The following is a 19,998-nucleotide window of genomic DNA, read 5'->3' as shown; positions in this document are numbered from 1 at the left end:
ACATGACTTACGAGATAGTAATTGCAGGATTCGGAGGACAGGGTGTCCTTTCTATGGGTAAGATATTGGCATATTCCGGTCTTATGGAAGGTAAGGAAGTTAGCTGGATGCCTTCATACGGACCTGAGCAGAGAGGTGGTACCTCCAATGTTACCGTGATAGTGAGTGACGAACCCGTGAGCTCACCTGTAGTAAATGAGTACGACGTAGTTATTGTGCTAAATCAGCCTTCGCTTGACAAGTTTGAACCTAAGGTGAAAAAAGGTGGTATTTTGCTATTCGATTCCAATGGCATTCATCGCAAGCCGGAACGTCAGGATATCAAAGTTTATCAGATCGATGCTACGGATGAGGCCAATAATATGGGGAACCAAAAAGTATTTAATATGCTTGTATTGGGTGCCCTACTCAAAGAAGCTCCTATAGTGACTATGGAGAGTGTGGAAAAAGGTCTAAAAAAATCACTACCCGAGCGTCATCATAAATTGATCCCTATGAATATTGATGCTATTGTAAGAGGACAAGAGATTGTAAAGCAACTCTGATACTGAGCTGTTTCCTTTCATTATATCAAGGGCTTTCTGTAAGGCAATGATTCCTTCAGGAGCCCTTTTTCTATGGTTGTTTATGTACTTTTGGAATTTCAGAGCCGGGTGCCCCTCGGGCATATACAGAGATTTTGCTTTACTGTGCTTATATTTAGGGTATTCTCCAATTGTAAAAATCCTATTATGATAAGTCTGTTGACCTATTATGATAGGTCTCCTGACTTATTATGATAAAACTGTTGACCGTCTATGATAAGTCTCCTGACCGTCTATGATAAGTCTCCTGACCGTCTATGATAAGTCTATTGACTTATTATGATAAAATTATGGACCGTCTATGATAGTTTTAATATCCCAACATGATCAGATGTGTGGGGAAAGGTTAGTACTTGCTGAGGTGCTGTTATGAATTGTTTTATTAACATTTATTCTTCTTTTCTTTCTTCTCTCCGACTACCAATTCTTTATTAGTTGCTGTATTTTCTCTATTGTTATGAGTCCTATACTTCAGGAGACATAGGGGGACCAAAATATAGTTATATTTGCAGTAAAATATAAGAACCTGTTTTGCCCCATTTTATGCAAATTTTTAGCCTTTTTTGATGGCTTTGGAACTTCTTCTGCACCGTGTTAGCGGGCTATACGGGAGAAATGAACTTTCATAGACGGGAGAAAGGTGAATAAACAGCATAAAAGATGTAAACAAATGCATCATTCCTAAAACCCAAAACAGTTTCTAAAATAAGATTCATATAGAGTATGAAAAAAATCTTTACTGTAATTTTACTCATATACATGGCATTCTCGTTCAATCTGGAAGGCCAGAAGCAGCACGATTCAGTTCCTGTTAAATACGGATTAGTCCTGAGCGGGGGGGGAGCACGTGGTTTGGCCCATATTGGGCTCTTGCGCATGATTGATTCATTACAGATTCATGTAGACTATATCACAGGCACTTCCATGGGGGCTGTAATGGGGGGATTATACTCAATTGGATATTCAGGGGATAGTATTAAGGCTATTGTAAATACTGTAGATTGGTCTCGTATTATAAGCAACACCCACCCGTACAATCTCATTCATATGATTGAGAGAGACGACTATGAAGCTTATGCTTTTGAGTTTCCCATCAAGAGAGGTTTGCCCACTTTGCCAAATTCATTGATCGAAGGTCAGTTTTTGATGGAAACACTTCAGAACTATACTTTTTCTTCAAGATGCGTCCACGATTTCAACAAGCTACCTATACCTTTAGCATTGGTTGCTTCCGATATTGTCAATGGTGGGGCTGTGGTGCTCGATCATGGATACTTGCCCTTGGCTATAAGAGCCAGCCTATCCATCCCCGGAGCTTTTTCGCCTACAATAATAGATGGCAAGACGCTCGTTGATGGGGGGCTAGATCGGAACTTCCCCGTGGAAGATGCTATGCATATGGGAGCACAATATATTATTGGGAGTTATACAGGTTCACGACTCAGGACAGCTGATGAAATAAAGAATCCCATAAGTCTGCTCAACCAAGCTTATGCCCTAAGTGCCAGAAAAGATGTGGAGAAACAGAAAGGGCATGTAAATTTAATGCTCGATTTTTCTGATAGTCTCAAGGAGTATACCAGTGCTGACTTTGATAAGCATGCTCAGATTGTAGCTATTGGAGAGCGCGAAGCTCGTAAACTATTGCCCAATCTTCTCAAAATAAAAGCTATGCAAAATGCTCAAGGTATTAAATATGAGCATAAAAAGATAGAAAAAATATCTTTGACTATTGATAGCATAAATGTTGTAGATGAGATGAATGAGCCATTGTGTACACAAGATACCCGATTTATCCAGAAGATAATAGGCAAAGATTTAAAAGACATAGATAATTCGGAAGCACTACAACGGATAACCGAAAAGATCATCGGATACAACAGCTGTGACAAAGTTTTTTATACTTATACCCAAGATTCCATATCGCAACGCAACATCCTCAATATTGTACTCAAAAAGAAACCTCAAGGGACATTTCATGCCGCTTTTCACTATGACAATCAAGAGTCGGCTGGAGTTATTCTCAATTACACATATAGAGATCTTCTTTTGAGTCAATCCAGACTTTCTGCAAAACTCAACGTGGCAGAACGAATAAAAGCCCGTTTGAATTATTACAAACTTTTGGGGCCGGGAGGTAAATTTTGGATAAAAGGGCAGGTCGGGTATAGCGTACAGAAAAGTAATGACCTTTTCCTGAAGTTTATTACACAATATTATAACAATGCTGAGATCAGTTTTCGTAATAGTAATTTCAATGCATCGATATTTACGGGTGTAAGCATCAATCATAACAATGAACTACGACTGGGAATTGACTTCACTTCCAATAAATTGTGGCAACCGGGAAGCTCCTTTTCAAGTAAACTTATTGTAGAAGATCCATTTGTAAAGTCTATTTATAGACAGAATCATATTGCAGCAAATTTGATATATGACCAAAATACGCTGGACAAAAAATATTATGCCACAAAGGGTAATAATTTTGTTTTCAGTAGCAAGCTTTATTTATACAGTCACTTTCATATGCCATCTGCTGTTTCATCATGGGGACCGGTGCAGAAAGCAATTTACCAATGGTTATCTCCTGATAGTACTCTTTATCCAATCAAGGGTAAGGTATTGCATTTGTCATTGTACGACCATTATGTGCGCTCTTTTTCCAAAAAGTTTTCTTTGCATGCCAGAGCTTTTTACGGCATTAACATCGATTTGAAAAAAAGCTTCAAGGATAATTTCCATTTTGATAGCTATGTTTACTTGAACCAAAAGTTCTATATGGGAGGTTATGCCAATTTTAACCCGGATAATCATCAGATTTTTACCGGACTTCGTTCCAATGAATACCCCGTCAATAATATTGCTTCCCTTTATCTGGGGGCTCAATATAACCCGCTAGGACGTCTCTATGTAACCCCCTCAATAAGTCTGGGTAGTGAGCTGGGCAGTTTCAATCCGTTTACCGCTAAATCTGATTTTATTTACGGCTACGGGCTTGATATAGATTATATGTCATTACTCGGACCCATAAAACTATCTTTCAATAAAAATAACCTCTTTACCAAAAGTAGATTATTCTTTAGTTTTGGATATGCATTTTAGAGCTTTCTTTATATGAAAATATAATCTATTTACGGATAACTTTAATTCATTAGTTTATAAGGTAATAGTTTTTTATCAGCTTTAGATTGCTTTTCTATTGCTTGTATTACAACCATACATATCCCCGATATATACAGCATTTATTCAATATTTTTGTCTTCAAGTATTGCATAATTCAAATAACATACCTACCTTTGCATCGCAATCAGGAAAGATGGTTTCCCGGATGCTAAGGATTGTCTCATGGTGTAATGGTAGCACAACAGATTTTGGTTCTGTTTGTCAAGGTTCGAATCCTTGTGAGACAACAATAATAAAGGATACTCTTATGAGTATCCTTTATTGCTTTATCTCTATTTTTATTCTCCTCAATTTGTGACTTGCTACTCTCTGTTTCATACTCAAGGCATAGTAGGATAATCTTTTTATATTTCTTATTTTGGGGGTATATAAAACTTCATATCGTCACATTCCGGAATTACTGTTATACTCTCATACAATAAGATATTATCTAAAAGGATGTCTATTATCGCCCCCTCTTAGAAATATAAGTACGAAAGGTTGGTAGTCCTCAGGACCAAAGGGAGTGGGTAATATCCGTTTTATAGGGTTTCATACTTTTTTCGTCCCTCTTCATACATATTGTTGCCCATACTATCTATTGCTACGATCACGGGCAGTTTGTTTACTTTGAGTTTGCGCACGGCCTCGGTCCCCAATTCGTCGAAGGCAATCACTTCAGCAGTCTCTACACACTTAGCCATGAGTGCGGCAGCACCGCCGATAGCCGCAAAGTAAACACCGCCATGCTTGATCATGGCATTGACAACCTCTTTGCTTCTGAGCCCTTTGCCTATCATTATTTTGAGTCCTTTTTCCATAAGCTTTGGAGAGTAAAGATCCATCCGATAACTTGTGGTTGGGCCTACGGAGCCTATAGGTTTGCCCGGTTTTGCAGGGCATGGACCGGCATAGTAAACGGTAGCTCCGTCAAAGTCGAAAGGCATAGGTTCACCTTTTTCCAACATTTCGCACATTTTTTTATGCGCAGCATCTCGGGCTGTATAAATAGTTCCTGAAATATATACCATGTCTCCGGCGTGAAGTTTTGACAATGCATCGTCACTGAGCGGAGTAATCAGTTCTATCCTTTGTTCCATCTTAGATATAATATTAGTGTTAGAGCTCGCCTTCGGCATGACGCGTGGCATGACATCCTATGTTTACGGATACGGGGAGTCCTGCAATATGTGTAGCTTCTGTAAGTATATTTACACTCAATGCCGTAGTACTACCACCAAACCCTGCCGGACCGATACCGAGTTTGTTGATCTTTTGCAGGAGTTCCTCTTCGATTTCTGCTAATTGAGGATTATCGTTTTCCATGCCTACAGGGCGGAGTAGCGCTTTTTTACTAAGAAAAGCACATCTTTCCATAGTCCCACCTATACCTACACCTACGATAATGGGAGGACAAGGATTTGCTCCTGCTTTGGATACCGTTTCTATTACAAAATCCTTTACTCCTTCAATTCCCTGACTGGGCTTGAGCATCACAAGGCGGCTCATATTCTCACTGCCAAACCCTTTAGGAGCAACAGTGATATGGAACCTATCTCCAGGTATAATTTCGGAATGAATCACAGCGGGAGTATTGTCTCCGGTATTTATTCTCTCGAAGGGATCTTTTACTACAGACTTTCTCAAGTAACCCTCTTGATAACCTCTGCGTACACCTTCATTAATAGCATCATAGAGATAGCCGTTGGTGATATGTACATCTTGTCCCAGGTGAACAAATACTACTGTCATACCTGTATCTTGACAGATAGGACTTGATTCGGTTTTGGCAATTTCTGCGTTTTCCAAAAGGGTATGCAGGATATTCTTGCCCAATTCAGATGCTTCACATCGCGAGCATCTTTCAAAACTTTCTTTAATATCAGGTGTGAGTATTGTATTGGCACGGATACAGAGATCCCTTACCAAGGTTGTGATATCCTGAGCTTTTATTTCTCTCATTGCTTTTTTCAATCTCTTTTAAGGAAGTAGGTGGTATTTCTGTTTTCGATGTCTGTATTGTTATTCCCTATAAGGCCTACCAGGCAGTAGCTATTACTTTTGGGATCAGGTACTAATCTGTTTATGAGTTCGAAATCCTCGATTTGCCCCGTTGAGGTCATATGTAAGCGGGGACCTGTACATTTTACTGTAATATCACCTATTCTGATATGTTTTTCATCTACATAAGAAACATCCAGATCAGCCTTGATCAATTCTTTGACCTTATTGGATACTTTTTCAAAATCAATATCAACGTTTTCATAGAATCGCAATACAAAACCATAGCGAATGTCGGAGCTGTAGAACTGGTTCAATGTTATCCCACATTCGCTGATCAGAGCCAAAGCTGTAAGTTCTTCGGCAGTATGTGACATTTTTCTATATTTCAATGACGTATGTACAATATCATAAATGCACGAAGGCGAAGGCCCGAAAACGCTGGGACGCGTGACAATGATTTCCTCTCCTATCCCTATAATAATATCAGCGTTTTCACCCAGGTAGGGATATATCAAGTTGAAATGCTCAATGACAGCCCTTCTTCCTTGATTGAGTATTTCCCTTACATAGTCAACGATTTCTGACATTTGGGTAAAAGCCATCTGAAATCTGATATCCAGGTGATAGGTATATGCATCGCCTATACCATCGGTGATGAAGTCTCTTGCCTGCATTATTTTGCGAGGATTGATTACATCATCGTCATTCGATAGTTCCAGACCGGGAAACATCCCTTTGATAAGTGATGATTTCCCGGATCCGGCATCTCCTACGATACCTATGAGTCTATCAGAATACATCAAGTGCTTCTGTGCGATCTGCTCGCCCAAGAATATCAATCTATCTTTACCCCTTGGAGCAAAGTACTGAGCCGATACCGAATACTCTTGCAGTAGATTTTGCATATTATGACACCTCATAGTAGTCATCTTTTATTGTATTTATAGTTATTCTATTCTAATATTCCACCGTCATACCCATAAGGGGAGCATGTTGTTGAGCTCCGTAAACGTCTGTTTCGCCCAACGCCCCGGAAGGTATAGGCCTTACTATGGTTATTTTTACAGCTTTGGCCGGGTCGAAATAGATCAGGTTTATTATATCTGTTTCGGGTATGCCGTAGAGGGCGCAAAAGTTTTGTTCGTTGATGGCTTTTGCCGATTTCACTTCATTGTACGTGTCAAAGTCTTTGAATATAACATCAAATGTCAATTCATAAGGCCCTGAGTTTTTACTTCTGATGACAGAAGCTATATCAATAAGCTTGTGTTCCATAACTTTCATTGTTAAATATCCATATAAGTCACAGGGAATAGTGATACGGGGTCATCCACTTTCATGAGATGATAGATGTTGAATTCATATACTTCTCCCACTTTGCAATCTGACGGAGAGAATGGGAATGCCAGATTTCCTGCAGTGGATATGCGTCCTTCATATCCGTAGTGGAGCATAGTGCTACGTGCGAAGCTACAGATTGTATTGGCTTGTTCTTGAGTGGGAGCTACCGCCTCTATGATAATCATAAGTTCATCACTATGCGACTCAGGTGTATTGGGAAACATGTGCATAACTCCTTTCTTACCGTAGATCTTAAAGTCGAGGAAGAAGTCTATGAGACCGAAATTCTCAAAATTATTGACAACTCTTTCTTTTACCTTCTCTACTATTGTATCGATATTGGCGATCATCACAGGATCCTTAGCAGCGGCGGGTGATATTGTTCTGTAACCTACTTTGCGTACGCCTTCGAGTTTTACATAGTAATCTTCTGTAGGCACGAATTTACTTCCTTTTACTTCTACCATGTTATCCGTGATTTGGGTAAAAGTGGAGTTGTGTAAGTCAATGGCTCCCCCGGGGCCGGGCAATAAGTACGGATTTGTTTTTTCATACAAAGTATGTGCTGCTACAGACAATGTTGTACACTTACGCAAGGTCGATAGAGGCTCGAGTACAAAACTGTCTTTGCGCAGATATCCAAACATACAGTCACTGCCGCTTCCCGGCATACAAGTAATGGCAGCGCATTCCAGTATCTTACCCATGTGTATAGCAAGCCCCTTGTCAAATCCCTCTCTAATAGCCAACGCCGAGAATACCGACGGGTCATAAGACCTACCTGCCAAAATAACCTGAGCACCCTCATTCAGAGCATTTATATAAGGCTCGTCACCCATTTGAGCCACTATTCTTACAGCCTGCTCTACATCTGTTTCGTCTATTTCTTTTGCCGGATGGAGTGGGGTGATATCCCCTTTTCTCAATTTTTCTTTGATATACTCCTTGTCAAATTCAGACTCTAACACAGCCATTTTGAATTTGATATTCTTCTCGGCTGCTATCTCCTTGATTATATCCACTGTGATCGCTACATGAGGGTGACCTCCGCATCCGCCCGCCGTACCTATGATTACAGGTATTTTGGCTTCCAATGCTGCCGGTATCATAATAGACAAGTCTCTCTTCACAGCATTGCGATCCGTAAAAGATATACCCGCACCCAGGTAATAAGGCCCGGGATCTGTAGATCCTGCGTCTACTGCTATCACATGCGGATTACGCTTCATTCCCTCTCTAAAAGACTCTTCAGGGAACCCATACCCCAAAATGGCGGTAGGTGACAATACTCTTATTTCATCCATCATAGTACTTTTATTTGATTTATAGTTGATCCTTGAGAGCAAGTATTCTGCTCATTTCATTGAATACAATCATGTATCCTTCATCCACTCCCATACCGGGCTTGGCAAGATATTGAATTGGAGAGGTAGCCATAGCTATGTGCGCGCATACCTCTGCAGACCTATTCGTTTCATTACAGGTTCCTCCGAGATAAGCCCCCATATCGTTTTGTTTACAATAGATCACGGCTTCGATCGAGTTGTTGATACCACCCAAATCAGGAGTTTTGATTTGTGCCATATGTCCTGCCTTGGCAGTAGTGAAATCTTGGATATCTTCCAGTGTATTGCACCATTCGTCGGCTACAATTTGTGCATCAGTACCCTGAGCATCCATAAGCCTGCGTATTTCAGCTAAGGCTTCGATTTGTTTTTGTTTCTCGCCCATATCTACCGGCCCCTCCACACGCAATTTGAAGGGACAAGCCACCTCTGCAAGTTCGCAGATATAATCCGCTATTTTTTTGAAATCATTATCGAAAACAATCCCCAGTGTACCATATACATCTATATGTAGTGTGGGATTATAGTCTTCATAAGGTTTCAGGCTTAGTATTCTGTTTCTCAGCCACTCTATGTAGTCCCTGATTTTTTCGCCTTTCCATCCTACTTTATCTTCCACGTGATTGAACAGGGCATGAGGTAATACTGCTGCTCCTTTCATGATCATTTTATCTGCGTTGAGATAACGATCGTCACCGGACTGCGTAAAGATGGGGATCATCACCTCGGAAACCTCTGTGCCGTATTCCTCAGCTACCACTTGTGCCATGAGTTTGTTTTTGCTTTTTGCTACAGCATCAAGGCAAGCCTGCGTAATACCATATCTGATAGCCGTATGGTATATTTTACCGGTGGAAGGGCTTTTCATCTTATCTACGATATCAGCCATTTCTCGGAAAGTAGTGATCTCTTTACCTTCATATATAGGAGCTATTTCTTTTTCTATGATAGGAATAAAGTTTTCTGCAAGGAACAGCGGATCACGCCCACCTGCTCCCGAGTATTGTACTGCTGCACAGTCGCCGAAAGCAATAGACCCGTTTTCAAGAATAAACATAACGGAGATTGATTCTCCCATTTGTCGCACAGCGCTAAATCCCGGTGTCATTACCTCTCCTCTGTAGAAGTTCCCATCGTTTTTTGCGCCTGCTTTGATAGATTTTTGATCGTCAAAAAAGAATCCGGTTTTTCCCGGTGAACAAATTACTTTTTTAATCTTCATGATATATGTTGTTTTGTTTGACTCTCTTACCTATAGAGATGTCTTATTGTTTTTATTATGCTTCGGGGATATCCGCTTTCGGAGCTCCGCTTTTCTCAAGATTTCATCGAAAAGGACAAAGCTCCTCGGCGGACAACACTTAATATAGAAATTAACAGGTATGCTTTTATCAGCTATTGGGACGACCTACAAGAAAACCTTTGCCTATAGCATAGACATCATCGATGACCATCTGGAAACTCACTTCTCTCTTTTCCTGTGCAGCCCTTTGCTCCAGTTTCATTCTGTGAAAATCTTTGAGTGATTTTGAAAGCGGCAGATTACCCATTTCCAAAATCCTTATTGCTCCGGAATTATCCCTTGCCGGCATCACTTTACCGGCGTTGAATCGGCTTGGAGCAAAAGGTATATCCAATACCCCCGCCTCAAATGCTGCTATGGTTCCCAAGGCAAAGTCTCCTTTGCCCAGCTCTTCCACTTTGTCCAGGATACACTTGACTTCCTCTTCGATAATCTTGCTTTCTTTGATTACTTCGGGTATCTCTCTCAAGTCCTGATCCCTGAGCATTGATATAACTTGTTTTGTGGCTCTCAGTCCTGAAGCGTTGGCTTCTTTGGTGGGAACACCCATAGCTTCATGCGGAGTCTTTACAATTACTTTAGTAGCCTTTGCCAATGCGGCGGCGGCAGCTCCCCAAGATATTACCCCGAAGGCCTTGGATTCGTCTTGCGGGAAACCACCCATCCATTGATGGAATACGGTTGTAATCCTTACATCCTTGAATCCGTATTTGGAAAGGTAGCTTTCTGTAAGAAGCTTGAGCGATCTTACTGCAGCAATATCCTGAATAAGGTTACCACATTGTCCATAGCCTACCGTAATATCTTTGACTCCTTGGGTCGCTGCTAATAAAGATTCTATGATAGCTACAGCATTGGATATGCAAGGGGGTATTAGGGTGCCGGTGAGAGGCCCGAAGGGCTCACGATTGATGGATACTCCTGCCTCCTCATACAGCCCTACCAATCTATCAGCATACTGCCAGTGGGCAATGGTTTTCTCTAAGGAGTGATTTTTGGAATAAGGAATATTGTAAGAAATACCTCCACCTTCATAAGAAGTAAAACCTCCGGCTATAGAAATCTCCGTAAGTAAGCGGGCATCGGGAGTACCATGCCTTACCTGTACAGGACTTGACAAAGCAGAGGTTACTGTTCTACAGATATCCACCCCATAGTTGACAATCGGAAAGCCATTGAGCATGGAACGTCCGGTTTCCTTGCTTTTTTCGATACCGGTTTCTGCTTCGTTGTATCTATTGAGTCGGGTATAGCTATCTACAGTCGAGGGTAAAAGATCTGCCTCTCCTTCCGTTTCAAGATATTGAAGTAATTTGATATGTTCCGTATAAAGTGCTACTCCTGCTCGAGGTTGAATGAGGGTTACTCCTTCTTGTGCCGCCTTTTCAAGTTTTGCACCGAATCGTCTGTCCGGATGGATTGATTTTTGATATGCTACTGCTTCTTCAAAATCCACACCTTTTCCCGTAGGCCATTGCTCCAGCACCTCTTTGCGTTGGGCAAAGAAGTCTGCTTCGGTAATTTTTGTGTTTTTTACCTCCATGAATTAGTCTCGTGTTTAGATTTGTTTTTTTTATGCTTTCTATTCTATTGCTGTAATCTCTGTGTTCAATATGTGTAATGCCAGGTCAGGATCCACTTTACAAAGTAGCCCCATGGATGCAAAGATGTACCTTTTGTCCAAGAAGAATCTCGGTTTTCTCGGTTTGGCACATTCCGGTGTTTGTAGGTTGTAGGTAGCTCCTTGCAATATCTCTGCCGGGTTGGGGCTATTGATCAGGACACCTCCTATGCCTATTACCCCGGGGATTTCCATCAGGTCTTTGCCTGTAAGGGTATATATCTGCCCCATGGGAGTGTACACACTTATCAGCGTCCCACAGTGCCTTTGTGTCGCTATCGATACAGCCTCGCGCGCCAGCCTTTCCTCTATTTTCTCTTCTATACTTCCCCTTTCGGCTAAAAGCTCAGGTTGTGCAGTGCAGATGTTTACTCTGGTACTTATATCATCTTCACTTACTCCCAGATCTAAAGCTATTCCGGATGTGTCTACGGCATCCAATACATGTTTGAGACTGTAACGCATACCCAGGTCACCCTCAACTGTGCGTTTGCTGTAAGGCTCGGGTATTCCCTTGATCATAGTACCTTCTATGGTAGGATTACCCCATGACATAGAATATACATCTGTGGTAGCTCCTCCTATATCTATAGCCATTACATCCCCATGCCCCGTTTGGGTTTTTGTGCCTTTGCTGTATAGTTCACAGCCATTCATTACAGCCAAAGGAGTGGGTATTATTTTGTAGGATGTCATTTCCTGTACTCTGCTCAAGCCTTTGGCATCAATGATTTTGGTGATAAACAGGTTTTTGATACATTCTTTTGCGGGATCGATGCAGAGTTTATTGAACTCAGGCATCACATTATCTGTGATAACATAATCTTTTCCCGACGCTGCAAATATCTCTTCTATCTCATCCATCGCACTTTTATTCCCTGCTATAATGGTTGAGAATGGCCTTTTTATCTCACAGAGTTTACGGGCATTGGTTATGATTACCTGTTTGTTGCCTCCGTCAGTTCCTCCGCAGAGCAAAACAAGGTCGGGATTGATCTCGTAAATCTCCTGTTGCTCAGCTTTACTTATTTCGAAGGAGTAAGTCTTCATCACCTTGGCTCCGGCACTGGCAGCAGCAGTCTTGGCTGCTTTTGCTGTAAGGTCCGGTACAAGCCCCAAAGCTACCATCTTGAGTCCCCCTGCCGCACTGCTGCAACATAGCAATTGGTCATATCGGAATATCCCGATCTGATCTTCCAACTTCTTTTGGGCACAATTGAAACCATCCATTACATCCGTATCAATGGTTGTAAAAGCCGACGCAGTACCTACAACTTCTCTTTTATCTCCGTCAATTGCCGTCAACTTGGTATAGGTACTGCCGAAATCAACAGTCAAATACCTCATAATCTATGCAATCTTAAGTATTTTTTTGAGGTCTTCTATTGTGGTCTCTATAGGAGTGCCCGGTGGATATACCTGATTAAATCCCATGGCAAGAAATCTTTTTTCTACTTCTTCAAAGTTTTGTTTGCCCACAACGAGATTACCCCCTGCCAATATGGGGATATTATTAAGGCCGGCTTCATCGCACTTTTCTCTAAGTCCGTTGCAGTCAATCTCTCCATGTCCGTAAAGTGATGAAACTAAGATGGCGTCTGCATTGGTTTCTATGGCTGCTTCTATGTATTCTTCTTGCGAAACCATTACTCCAAGGTTAACGACCTTAAATCCTACTTGCTCAAGAGCAAATGCAATTATCTTGTTACCAACAGCGTGTGCATCCGCACCTATGACGCCGGTAACCACAGTTTTCCCATTCATAAGTATTGTCAAATTGGTTAGATCCTACTCTTTTTTCTATGCTTGTGTTTATGCCTTCTATGCTTTGACAAAGGTATATTTTATAACTGATATTGAATGCCTTTTTATAAAATATTTTTGATTTTTTTCTTTAATAACAAAATGGAGGCTTCTGGATGTGGCTTATGTGGTGTGTGGTAATAAAAATTAGCCTGTGTTTTGTCTTTTGTTTTACAAAGGGCGGTCTTGTGAATAGGAGTCTATAGCCAAAGGGTATTGGGATGGGACAGGCAACTCTTATTTAATACGAAAATCTCATCAACCTCTCTTCATCGTAAACTTTAGCTCAATAAATCACAACAAGAGACCGTTGCATAGCAGGCCAATTGCTTCGTTGCTTGCGAGATTCGCGCTAGGTCATTTACCTGAAGTAAACTCCCTGTGCACTCACTCTTAGCGCCTTGCACTTTACCCTCTCAGCCCGGTCAAAGTGTCTTTTGTCGGCTTTGCCTCCAAAATCCACAAGACTGTTGACTTTTGCAACAGGCTCAATAATGGTAGTAAAAAATTTATCTACTGAGTCGTCACGAAATGATGAATCTACAGGGAGTAAAAAATATTAAAAATAAGGCTTCCCTCTTGACAAAGGGGGGTGCGATGTTGTATCTTTGTCATGAACTGTTTATACTTATTATTTATACTTCGTTTATAGAATATGAGATCAATATACAAGCAGATACTATATTTTACTACATTTAACAATGCAACTCTTTGGAATTTTTCTTCACAGAGGTGTAGGTTTATGATGTATACTTCGTATTATAGAATAAGTAGTAACTATCATTTTGTCAAAACTACAATATCAAGTTGAGATATCAAATTGTCAGAATGTAAGAAATACCTCAAAATATTGATAATATATCCGTGAATGGAATCCGTAGATCCATTTACGGATTTTTTTTTTCAAGTTATTAATCTCTATTTTTTCTTAACTACGTTCCTCTAAATTTCTAACTGGATTGCGGTATTTTTCTAACTAAGAAAATGATATTGCTTAGTTAAGAAAATATTGAATGGTAACTAAGAAAATATCATGACATAACTAAAAGAGAAATCTACAGTCTATGTATACTACGAGGGGCTGTATTATGCAAATTAGCTGTATCAAAAGGGTAGTATATCTTCTGTTTTTTTGTAATTTCTGCTTAGCTTAATTCTATTTTTATCTCTTTTTGACAGATTGTATTTTGTTTTTTTTGTAAACTCAAATTTAGTTTTTTTGTATTTCTTAAGGCTATAATAAAGGAGGGCTGACAATAGTTGTCAGCCCTCAAGTAAAGTGTTGTTCAGTGCAAAAGATTGTTTTAGAGCGACAAATCTTTTAATATGGGTGTTTTTACCGTATGGAGATTTGTATGTACTTTTTCATTGAGTTGCTCGAAGATAACAATCTTGTTTTCTCCTTTCTTGAGCCATACACCCGGAAGGTATAAGGTCTGTTGAGGACCTACTTTCCAGTAACGGCCAAGGTTCTTTCCATTGACAAATATGATACCTTTGCCCCAGTTTTTCATATCGACGAATGTATCACCGGTTTCTTTCAGATTGAAAGTTCCTTCGTACACAGTGGGCATATCTTTTAGTTTGGTAGCGTTTTTGACGTTGTCGGGTTTTACTGATTTATACAGTGATGCATAAGGAGCCTCTTCCATAGGTAAGCGGTACATCTTCCAATCGCCGGATATTTCCATAGCATTGATTTTTACGGGGGAGATGATACCCTTATTATTATGGATAATCTCAGGACCATAATTGATGCGACCGAAGTTTTCCACCAAAATTTGCAGTGTGGAGTTGAAAGGAATTTCTATATCCATACTGTAATTATTGAAAACCCTGTTGAGTTCTCCTACTTTTTCTCCGTTTACATAAACCACAGCATAGTCTCTGAGACCTTTGATTTCCAATTTACCGCTTATAGGCTGGTTAAATTTACGTGTATAAAGCACATAGCCATAGCCCTGATTGAGCTCTTCGAAGCTCATGGGCTTGTCATTGCTTACTGGTTGGAGTGTTGCTGCCATGTCCAGCACATTATATGCTTTCTGAAGTCTGATTTCAGGGATTTCTATAACAGGGATGGGCTTGGGTGCTTCTGGAACTTTGTACGAAACATGTTTCTTGATCACATTACGTATAGAGTCATATTTGGGAGTTACCCAGCCTGCTTCAGAGATGGGTGCATCGTAGTCATAACTTGTTAGATCAGGCTGGAGATCATGCTTTTTATCGTAGTTAGCGCCTGAAGTGAATCCAAAGTTAGTACCTCCATGCACCATATAAAAATTGAAAGATATATTGTTTTTCAAGTATTTTTCAGTTTGTTTGGCAATTTCTGACGCACTTACTTCGGGGAAAGGCTCTGCCCAGTGGCTCAACCAACCGGGATAAAACTCAGCAACCATATAGGGCCCTTTTCCATCATGATATTCATTGACAACCTTTTTGAGATTTTCGATATTACTCTCACCGTTTGCTGTAGGTAGAGCTCCAGGTGTAGCTCCACCCTTGAAGAGCCAGCTACCGTCTGATGTAAATGTTGGGACATCGAATCCTGCTTCGATAAGTTGCTTTTTGATAGCTGCATTATATGCGCGGTGCTCTTCGAGAGGAATGTCGGGACGTTGTGCTACGTAGGATCCGAATTCGTTTTCTACTTGTACCATCACGATAGGTCCTCCATGAGTAATTTGTAGATTTTTAGTCTCTTGAGCCAGTCTGTTTATGTATTTTTGAGTACGTTTGAGAAACTCGGGGTTGTCTCGTCTGATTTCGAGTCCTTTGATATTCTGAAGCCACCAAGGGTAGCCTCCGAACTCCCATTCGGCACAGGTGTAAGGCCCGGGACGAAGTATTACCATGAGGCCTTCTTCTCCCGCTGTTTTGATAAATTGTGCCAAATCCCTGTCACCTTTGAAGTCCCATTGATCAGGTGCTATCTCATGATTGTTCCAAAAAACGTAAGTCGCTACTGCATTTAATCCCAATCCTTTGATCATTTGCATTCTGTGTCTCCAGTACTGATGAGGGATACGAGCATAGTGCATTTCTCCTGAATGGATTTGTGTAGGTTTACCGTCGTACAGAAAATTTCCGTTTTTGATTTCGAAAGTGTGCTTTTTCTGCACTTGAGAAAATAAGGGTGAAATGGTCAAAAGTATTGATGCTAACAAAACACCGAGCTTTCTATTCATACCTGTTTGTTTTTATTATAAGTTTTAATAATGCGCTGGTTACAAAACTAATTATTATTCTTTAATAAATTGGCATCATATGTTTTTTTATGAATATTCTTTTCGGATGACCTTATTTGTTGATGTTGGGTGGTTATATAAGCCGATATTCCTGTAAAAAATATTGCTGATGATAAAATATGCGTTATATTAGCATGGCTTTTGGGTAGGTATGCCCAAAAGGGAAATAGAATTTGTTAATATAACACTAATACATATCCCATGATTTACGATTTAGCAATTATAGGAGCCGGTCCCGGGGGCTCTAATGCCGCGGAATATGCAAGTCTCAATGGACTATCGGTTGTGATTTTTGAAAAAAAAGCTGTGGGCGGAGTATGCCTTAATGAAGGTTGTGTACCCACAAAAACACTTCTTCATTCGGCACATATTTATTCCAAGATGCTTGATGGTCGCAAATACGCTATATCTGCTACTGACCCTGCCTTGGATCTGCCCAAGCTGATGGCTCGAAAGAATAAGATACTAAAAAAATTCGGAGCGGGCATCAAACAAGGATTTGTGGAAAAAGGTGTGAAGTTGGTAGAAGGTAGCGCTTACATCAAGGGCAAAGACAGTGATGGACACTATGAGGTGGAGTTGGATGGAGAGGTTTATAAATCTTCGAAACTTATTATTGCTACCGGTAGTGAAACTTTTATTCCACCCATCAAAGGCCTTGACGGCATAGACTATTGGACTTCGAAAGAAGCTCTCGAAAACAAAGAAGTCCCGGCATCACTCACCGTTATAGGTGGGGGAGTTATAGGTATGGAATTTGTCTCTTTCTTTTCTACCTTGGGTACTAAGGTCACTGTAGTGGAGATGTTGCCTAAGATATTAGGGCCGATGGACGAAGAACTCTCAGAGGAGTTACAGTCTACATTTGCCAAGAAAGGAGTGAAGTTTTACCTCAACACCAAAGTCACAGCAGTAGAAGCCGGTAAGGTCTTTGCTGAAAATGAAGAAGGTAAGTTGGAGATAGAATCGGAAAGAATAATGGTGAGTGTGGGACGTAGACCTATACTCGCAGGATTCGGACTCGAAAATTTGGGCTTGGAAGTCATAAAAGGAGGAGTCAAAGTCAATGAACATATGCAGACATCGGATCCCAATGTTTATGCATGCGGTGATATTACGGGTTTCTCTTTGCTGGCGCACACTGCAAGTCGTGAGGGGCAAGTGGCTGTAAATCATCTTTTGGGAAGAAAGGATCATATGCATTATGATGCTATACCAGCTGTGGTATATACTGATCCGGAAGTCTCCAGTGTGGGTAAAACAGAGCGGGAGCTCAAAGAAGCCGGCATAAAATACGAAGTACGCAAAATCCCGATGACTTACTCGGGAAGATTCGTTATCGAAAATGAGATGGTGCAAGGTATTTGCAAATTAATTCTTGACGAGAATGAAATTATTATTGGTGGTCATCTTCTAGGTAATACCACTTCAGAGATCCTCACTAATATCACTATAGCCATAGAGCAAAAGATGGATGCCGAAACATTTAGTCGCATCGTATTCCCTCACCCGACTATCAGTGAAATAATACATCACAATACTTTCCCGCACAAAATGCGATAACTTATTGTTTGTTACATTTTTTGAAAATAAGAGCAGCTTGCAAAGGCTGCTCTTGTTGTTTGGTATTAACGTGAGTTCGATATAAGGGATAATAGGAATAATAGAGTTTAGAAAGTGTTGTAAATCAGTGTAATTTCTTATGTATTTCATTGCAAAAGTGGTGAATTATTTGTATCTTAGTAGTTGATAATCAATAAGATATAAACAAACAAAACACCACTTTATGAAAACAAATATAGTTGAAATTTTCTGTCTTACCGATGATTTTTCCAAACTTTTCGATACCTTGATTCAGCAAAGAACCCTTTGCGAAGGAAACAAAAAGCGAAGAAATCGCAAGTTTAGGATGTCCGATGCTGAAATCATGACTATTCTGATTCTTTTCCATCATTCGAGGTATCGCGATTTTAAGTCCTTTTATCTTCAATATATTACGCAACAATGTCATTCGGATTTTCCTTCGTTGGTCTCTTACAATCGTTTTGTGGAATTACAAAGCAAGGTGGCATTCAAACTAATTTCATTTCTCAATATGTGTTGTCTGGGCGAATGCACCGGTATCTCATTCATTGATTCCACACCTTTACGCACCTGCCATATCAAGCGGGCACACGGGCATAAGACCATGAAAGGATGGGCCCAAAAGGGCAAATGCAGTATGGGATGGTTCTATGGTTTCAAACTACATATTGTGATTAACGACCGGGGTGAAATCATTCAATATCAAATCACACCGGGGAATACGGATGACCGTGCTCCACTTAAAGGCGGAACCTTCACGAAGAAACTATTCGGCAAACTTGTTGCCGACAGAGGATACATCTCACAAAGTCTTTTCGATAAGCTCTTCATTGACGACATACACATGATTACGAAGATAAAGAAAAACATGAAAAACACTCTGATGAGCCTGTATGATAGGATATTACTCAGAAAAAGAGCACTTGTGGAAACCGTTAATGACCTACTCAAAAACGTTTGTCAAATAGAGCATACACGACATAGAAGCGTCAATAATTTCGCCATTAATTTGATTGCCGGCATAATTGCCTACAATCTGCTACCCAAAAAGCCGGAATTAAACCTAGAAATCATACACAATCCATCAACCCTCTTAGTACACCACGCTTAGACCGAACTCACGTGGTATTATTGGGCGCATCGGAGTGTAAGATATCCTTGCCGAAAGACTTTTTTGAGACTGTTGCAAAAGTCAACAGTCTTGTGGATTTTGGAGGCAAAGCCGACAAAAAACACTTTGACCGGGCAGAGAGGGTAAAGTGCAAGGCGCTAAGAGTGAGTGCACAGGGAGTTTACTTCAGGTAAATGACCAAGCGCGAATCTCGCAAGCAACGAATCAATTTGCCTGCTATGCAACGGTCTCTTTTTATGATCGCGAGGCAAGTAGGCTACATAGCCCGGAAGCGAACATTCTCCAAAGCATGCGGATGTTTTGGACTGTATTGGTAAGTGAGGTATTGCAGGCTCGGGGTATAGAGTTTTTCAATGAGTATATAGTTGATTACCTTATGGTGCTACATAATTTTCTTCTAAATTATGGTTACCTTTGCAATACTATGGGAAGAATACTTTCGATTGATTATGGCAGAAAGAGATGTGGTATTGCTGTGACCGATGTGTTACAGATAGTACCCGGCGGATTGGCTACGGTAAGTACCCATACCCTGCCGGATTTTCTAAGAGAATATTTTGCCAAAGAGCCCGTTGATAAAGTAGTGCTGGGACATCCTAAACAAATGAATTTTGAAGATTCTGAATCGATGAAGTACATAAAGCCTTTTGTAAACTGGTTTGAGAAGACATTCCCCACAATACCCATCATCATGCTTGACGAGCGTTTTACATCGAAAATAGCACAACGAGCTATTATCGATGCGGGTATCAAGAAAGAGAGAAGACAAAAAGACAAAGGCTTGGTGGATGAAGTAAGTGCTGTGATACTTTTGCAGAGCTATATGGAATCCACCGGGTTTCTCAAATGATAAATTACACTATA

Annotated in this window: 16 protein-coding genes and 1 tRNA gene; 7 read left to right on the top strand and 10 right to left on the bottom strand. The window is 40.5% G+C overall.

The annotated features are described in order from the left end of the window. The first annotated feature begins 2 nt into the window (after positions 1–2). From VYJ22_RS09270 to VYJ22_RS09260, 3 genes are all read left to right on the top strand, one after another. Positions 3–545: a 2-oxoacid:acceptor oxidoreductase family protein gene (locus VYJ22_RS09270; RefSeq protein WP_329903719.1), complete on the top strand. Its 543-nt coding sequence runs from the start codon at positions 3–5 to the stop codon at positions 543–545. Between the two features lie 762 nt (positions 546–1,307). Next, positions 1,308–3,686: a patatin-like phospholipase family protein gene (locus VYJ22_RS09265; protein WP_329903718.1), complete on the top strand. Its 2,379-nt coding sequence runs from the start codon at positions 1,308–1,310 to the stop codon at positions 3,684–3,686. A gap of 237 nt (positions 3,687–3,923) precedes the next feature. After that, positions 3,924–3,994 (top strand) — tRNA-Gln (locus tag VYJ22_RS09260). A gap of 294 nt (positions 3,995–4,288) precedes the next feature. On the opposite strand, the gene VYJ22_RS09255 is transcribed toward VYJ22_RS09260, so the two are convergent. From VYJ22_RS09255 to VYJ22_RS09210, 10 genes are all read right to left on the bottom strand, one after another. Continuing rightward, positions 4,289–4,846, bottom strand: coding sequence for a Fe-S-containing hydro-lyase (locus VYJ22_RS09255; RefSeq protein WP_329903717.1), 558 nt, complete (start codon positions 4,844–4,846; stop codon positions 4,289–4,291). Positions 4,847–4,865: 19 nt separating this feature from the next. Next, on the bottom strand, positions 4,866–5,708 hold the full coding sequence (locus VYJ22_RS09250; protein ID WP_329903716.1) for a fumarate hydratase: 843 nt from the start codon (positions 5,706–5,708) through the stop codon (positions 4,866–4,868). Between the two features lie 8 nt (positions 5,709–5,716). Then, complete coding sequence (locus tag VYJ22_RS09245; protein WP_329905609.1) at positions 5,717–6,655, bottom strand: alanine-tRNA synthetase second additional domain-containing protein; 939 nt, start codon at positions 6,653–6,655, stop codon at positions 5,717–5,719. A 52-nt stretch (positions 6,656–6,707) separates the two neighbouring features. Further along, positions 6,708–7,025 (bottom strand): DUF4387 domain-containing protein, encoded by a 318-nt coding sequence (locus tag VYJ22_RS09240; protein ID WP_329903715.1) that lies wholly within the window; start codon positions 7,023–7,025, stop codon positions 6,708–6,710. Between the two features lie 11 nt (positions 7,026–7,036). Continuing rightward, a complete protein-coding gene (locus VYJ22_RS09235; protein WP_329905608.1) occupies positions 7,037–8,395 on the bottom strand; it encodes an acyclic terpene utilization AtuA family protein in 1,359 nt (452 codons plus the stop codon). A 19-nt stretch (positions 8,396–8,414) separates the two neighbouring features. Continuing rightward, positions 8,415–9,659 carry a methylaspartate ammonia-lyase gene (locus VYJ22_RS09230; protein WP_329903713.1) on the bottom strand — a complete coding sequence of 415 codons (1,245 nt, stop codon included), beginning with the start codon at positions 9,657–9,659 and terminating at the stop codon, positions 8,415–8,417. A 169-nt stretch (positions 9,660–9,828) separates the two neighbouring features. Continuing rightward, positions 9,829–11,283 (bottom strand): methylaspartate mutase subunit E, encoded by a 1,455-nt coding sequence (locus tag VYJ22_RS09225; protein WP_329903712.1) that lies wholly within the window; start codon positions 11,281–11,283, stop codon positions 9,829–9,831. A gap of 39 nt (positions 11,284–11,322) precedes the next feature. Next, positions 11,323–12,708, bottom strand: a complete 1,386-nt coding sequence (gene glmL, locus VYJ22_RS09220; RefSeq protein ID WP_329903711.1) for a methylaspartate mutase accessory protein GlmL — start codon at positions 12,706–12,708, stop codon at positions 11,323–11,325. A 3-nt stretch (positions 12,709–12,711) separates the two neighbouring features. Further along, positions 12,712–13,125 carry a methylaspartate mutase subunit S gene (gene glmS, locus VYJ22_RS09215; RefSeq protein WP_329903709.1) on the bottom strand — a complete coding sequence of 138 codons (414 nt, stop codon included), beginning with the start codon at positions 13,123–13,125 and terminating at the stop codon, positions 12,712–12,714. A 1,343-nt stretch (positions 13,126–14,468) separates the two neighbouring features. Then, positions 14,469–16,358 (bottom strand): glycoside hydrolase family 35 protein, encoded by a 1,890-nt coding sequence (locus VYJ22_RS09210; RefSeq protein ID WP_329903707.1) that lies wholly within the window; start codon positions 16,356–16,358, stop codon positions 14,469–14,471. Between the two features lie 261 nt (positions 16,359–16,619). Between VYJ22_RS09210 and lpdA the strand changes: the two genes are divergently transcribed. The 4 genes from lpdA to ruvX all read left to right on the top strand — a co-directional run bounded on the left by lpdA (position 16,620) and on the right by ruvX (position 19,984). Beyond that, positions 16,620–17,981, top strand: coding sequence for a dihydrolipoyl dehydrogenase (gene lpdA, locus VYJ22_RS09205; RefSeq protein WP_329903705.1), 1,362 nt, complete (start codon positions 16,620–16,622; stop codon positions 17,979–17,981). A gap of 223 nt (positions 17,982–18,204) precedes the next feature. Then, positions 18,205–19,113 (top strand): IS982 family transposase, encoded by a 909-nt coding sequence (locus tag VYJ22_RS09200; protein WP_329903704.1) that lies wholly within the window; start codon positions 18,205–18,207, stop codon positions 19,111–19,113. 194 nt (positions 19,114–19,307) lie between these two features. Beyond that, entirely contained in the window at positions 19,308–19,451 is a 144-nt protein-coding gene (locus VYJ22_RS09195) for a hypothetical protein (protein WP_329903702.1), read from the top strand. Between the two features lie 107 nt (positions 19,452–19,558). Then, complete coding sequence (ruvX, locus tag VYJ22_RS09190) at positions 19,559–19,984, top strand: Holliday junction resolvase RuvX (protein WP_329905607.1); 426 nt, start codon at positions 19,559–19,561, stop codon at positions 19,982–19,984. Positions 19,985–19,998 lie beyond the last annotated feature (14 nt).

Source organism: Porphyromonas pogonae, from assembly GCF_036320655.1.
Taxonomy (GTDB): domain Bacteria; phylum Bacteroidota; class Bacteroidia; order Bacteroidales; family Porphyromonadaceae; genus Porphyromonas; species Porphyromonas pogonae.
The sequence above is the reverse complement of the archived record's forward strand: the minus strand, read 5'-3'. Positions and strand labels throughout refer to the sequence as shown.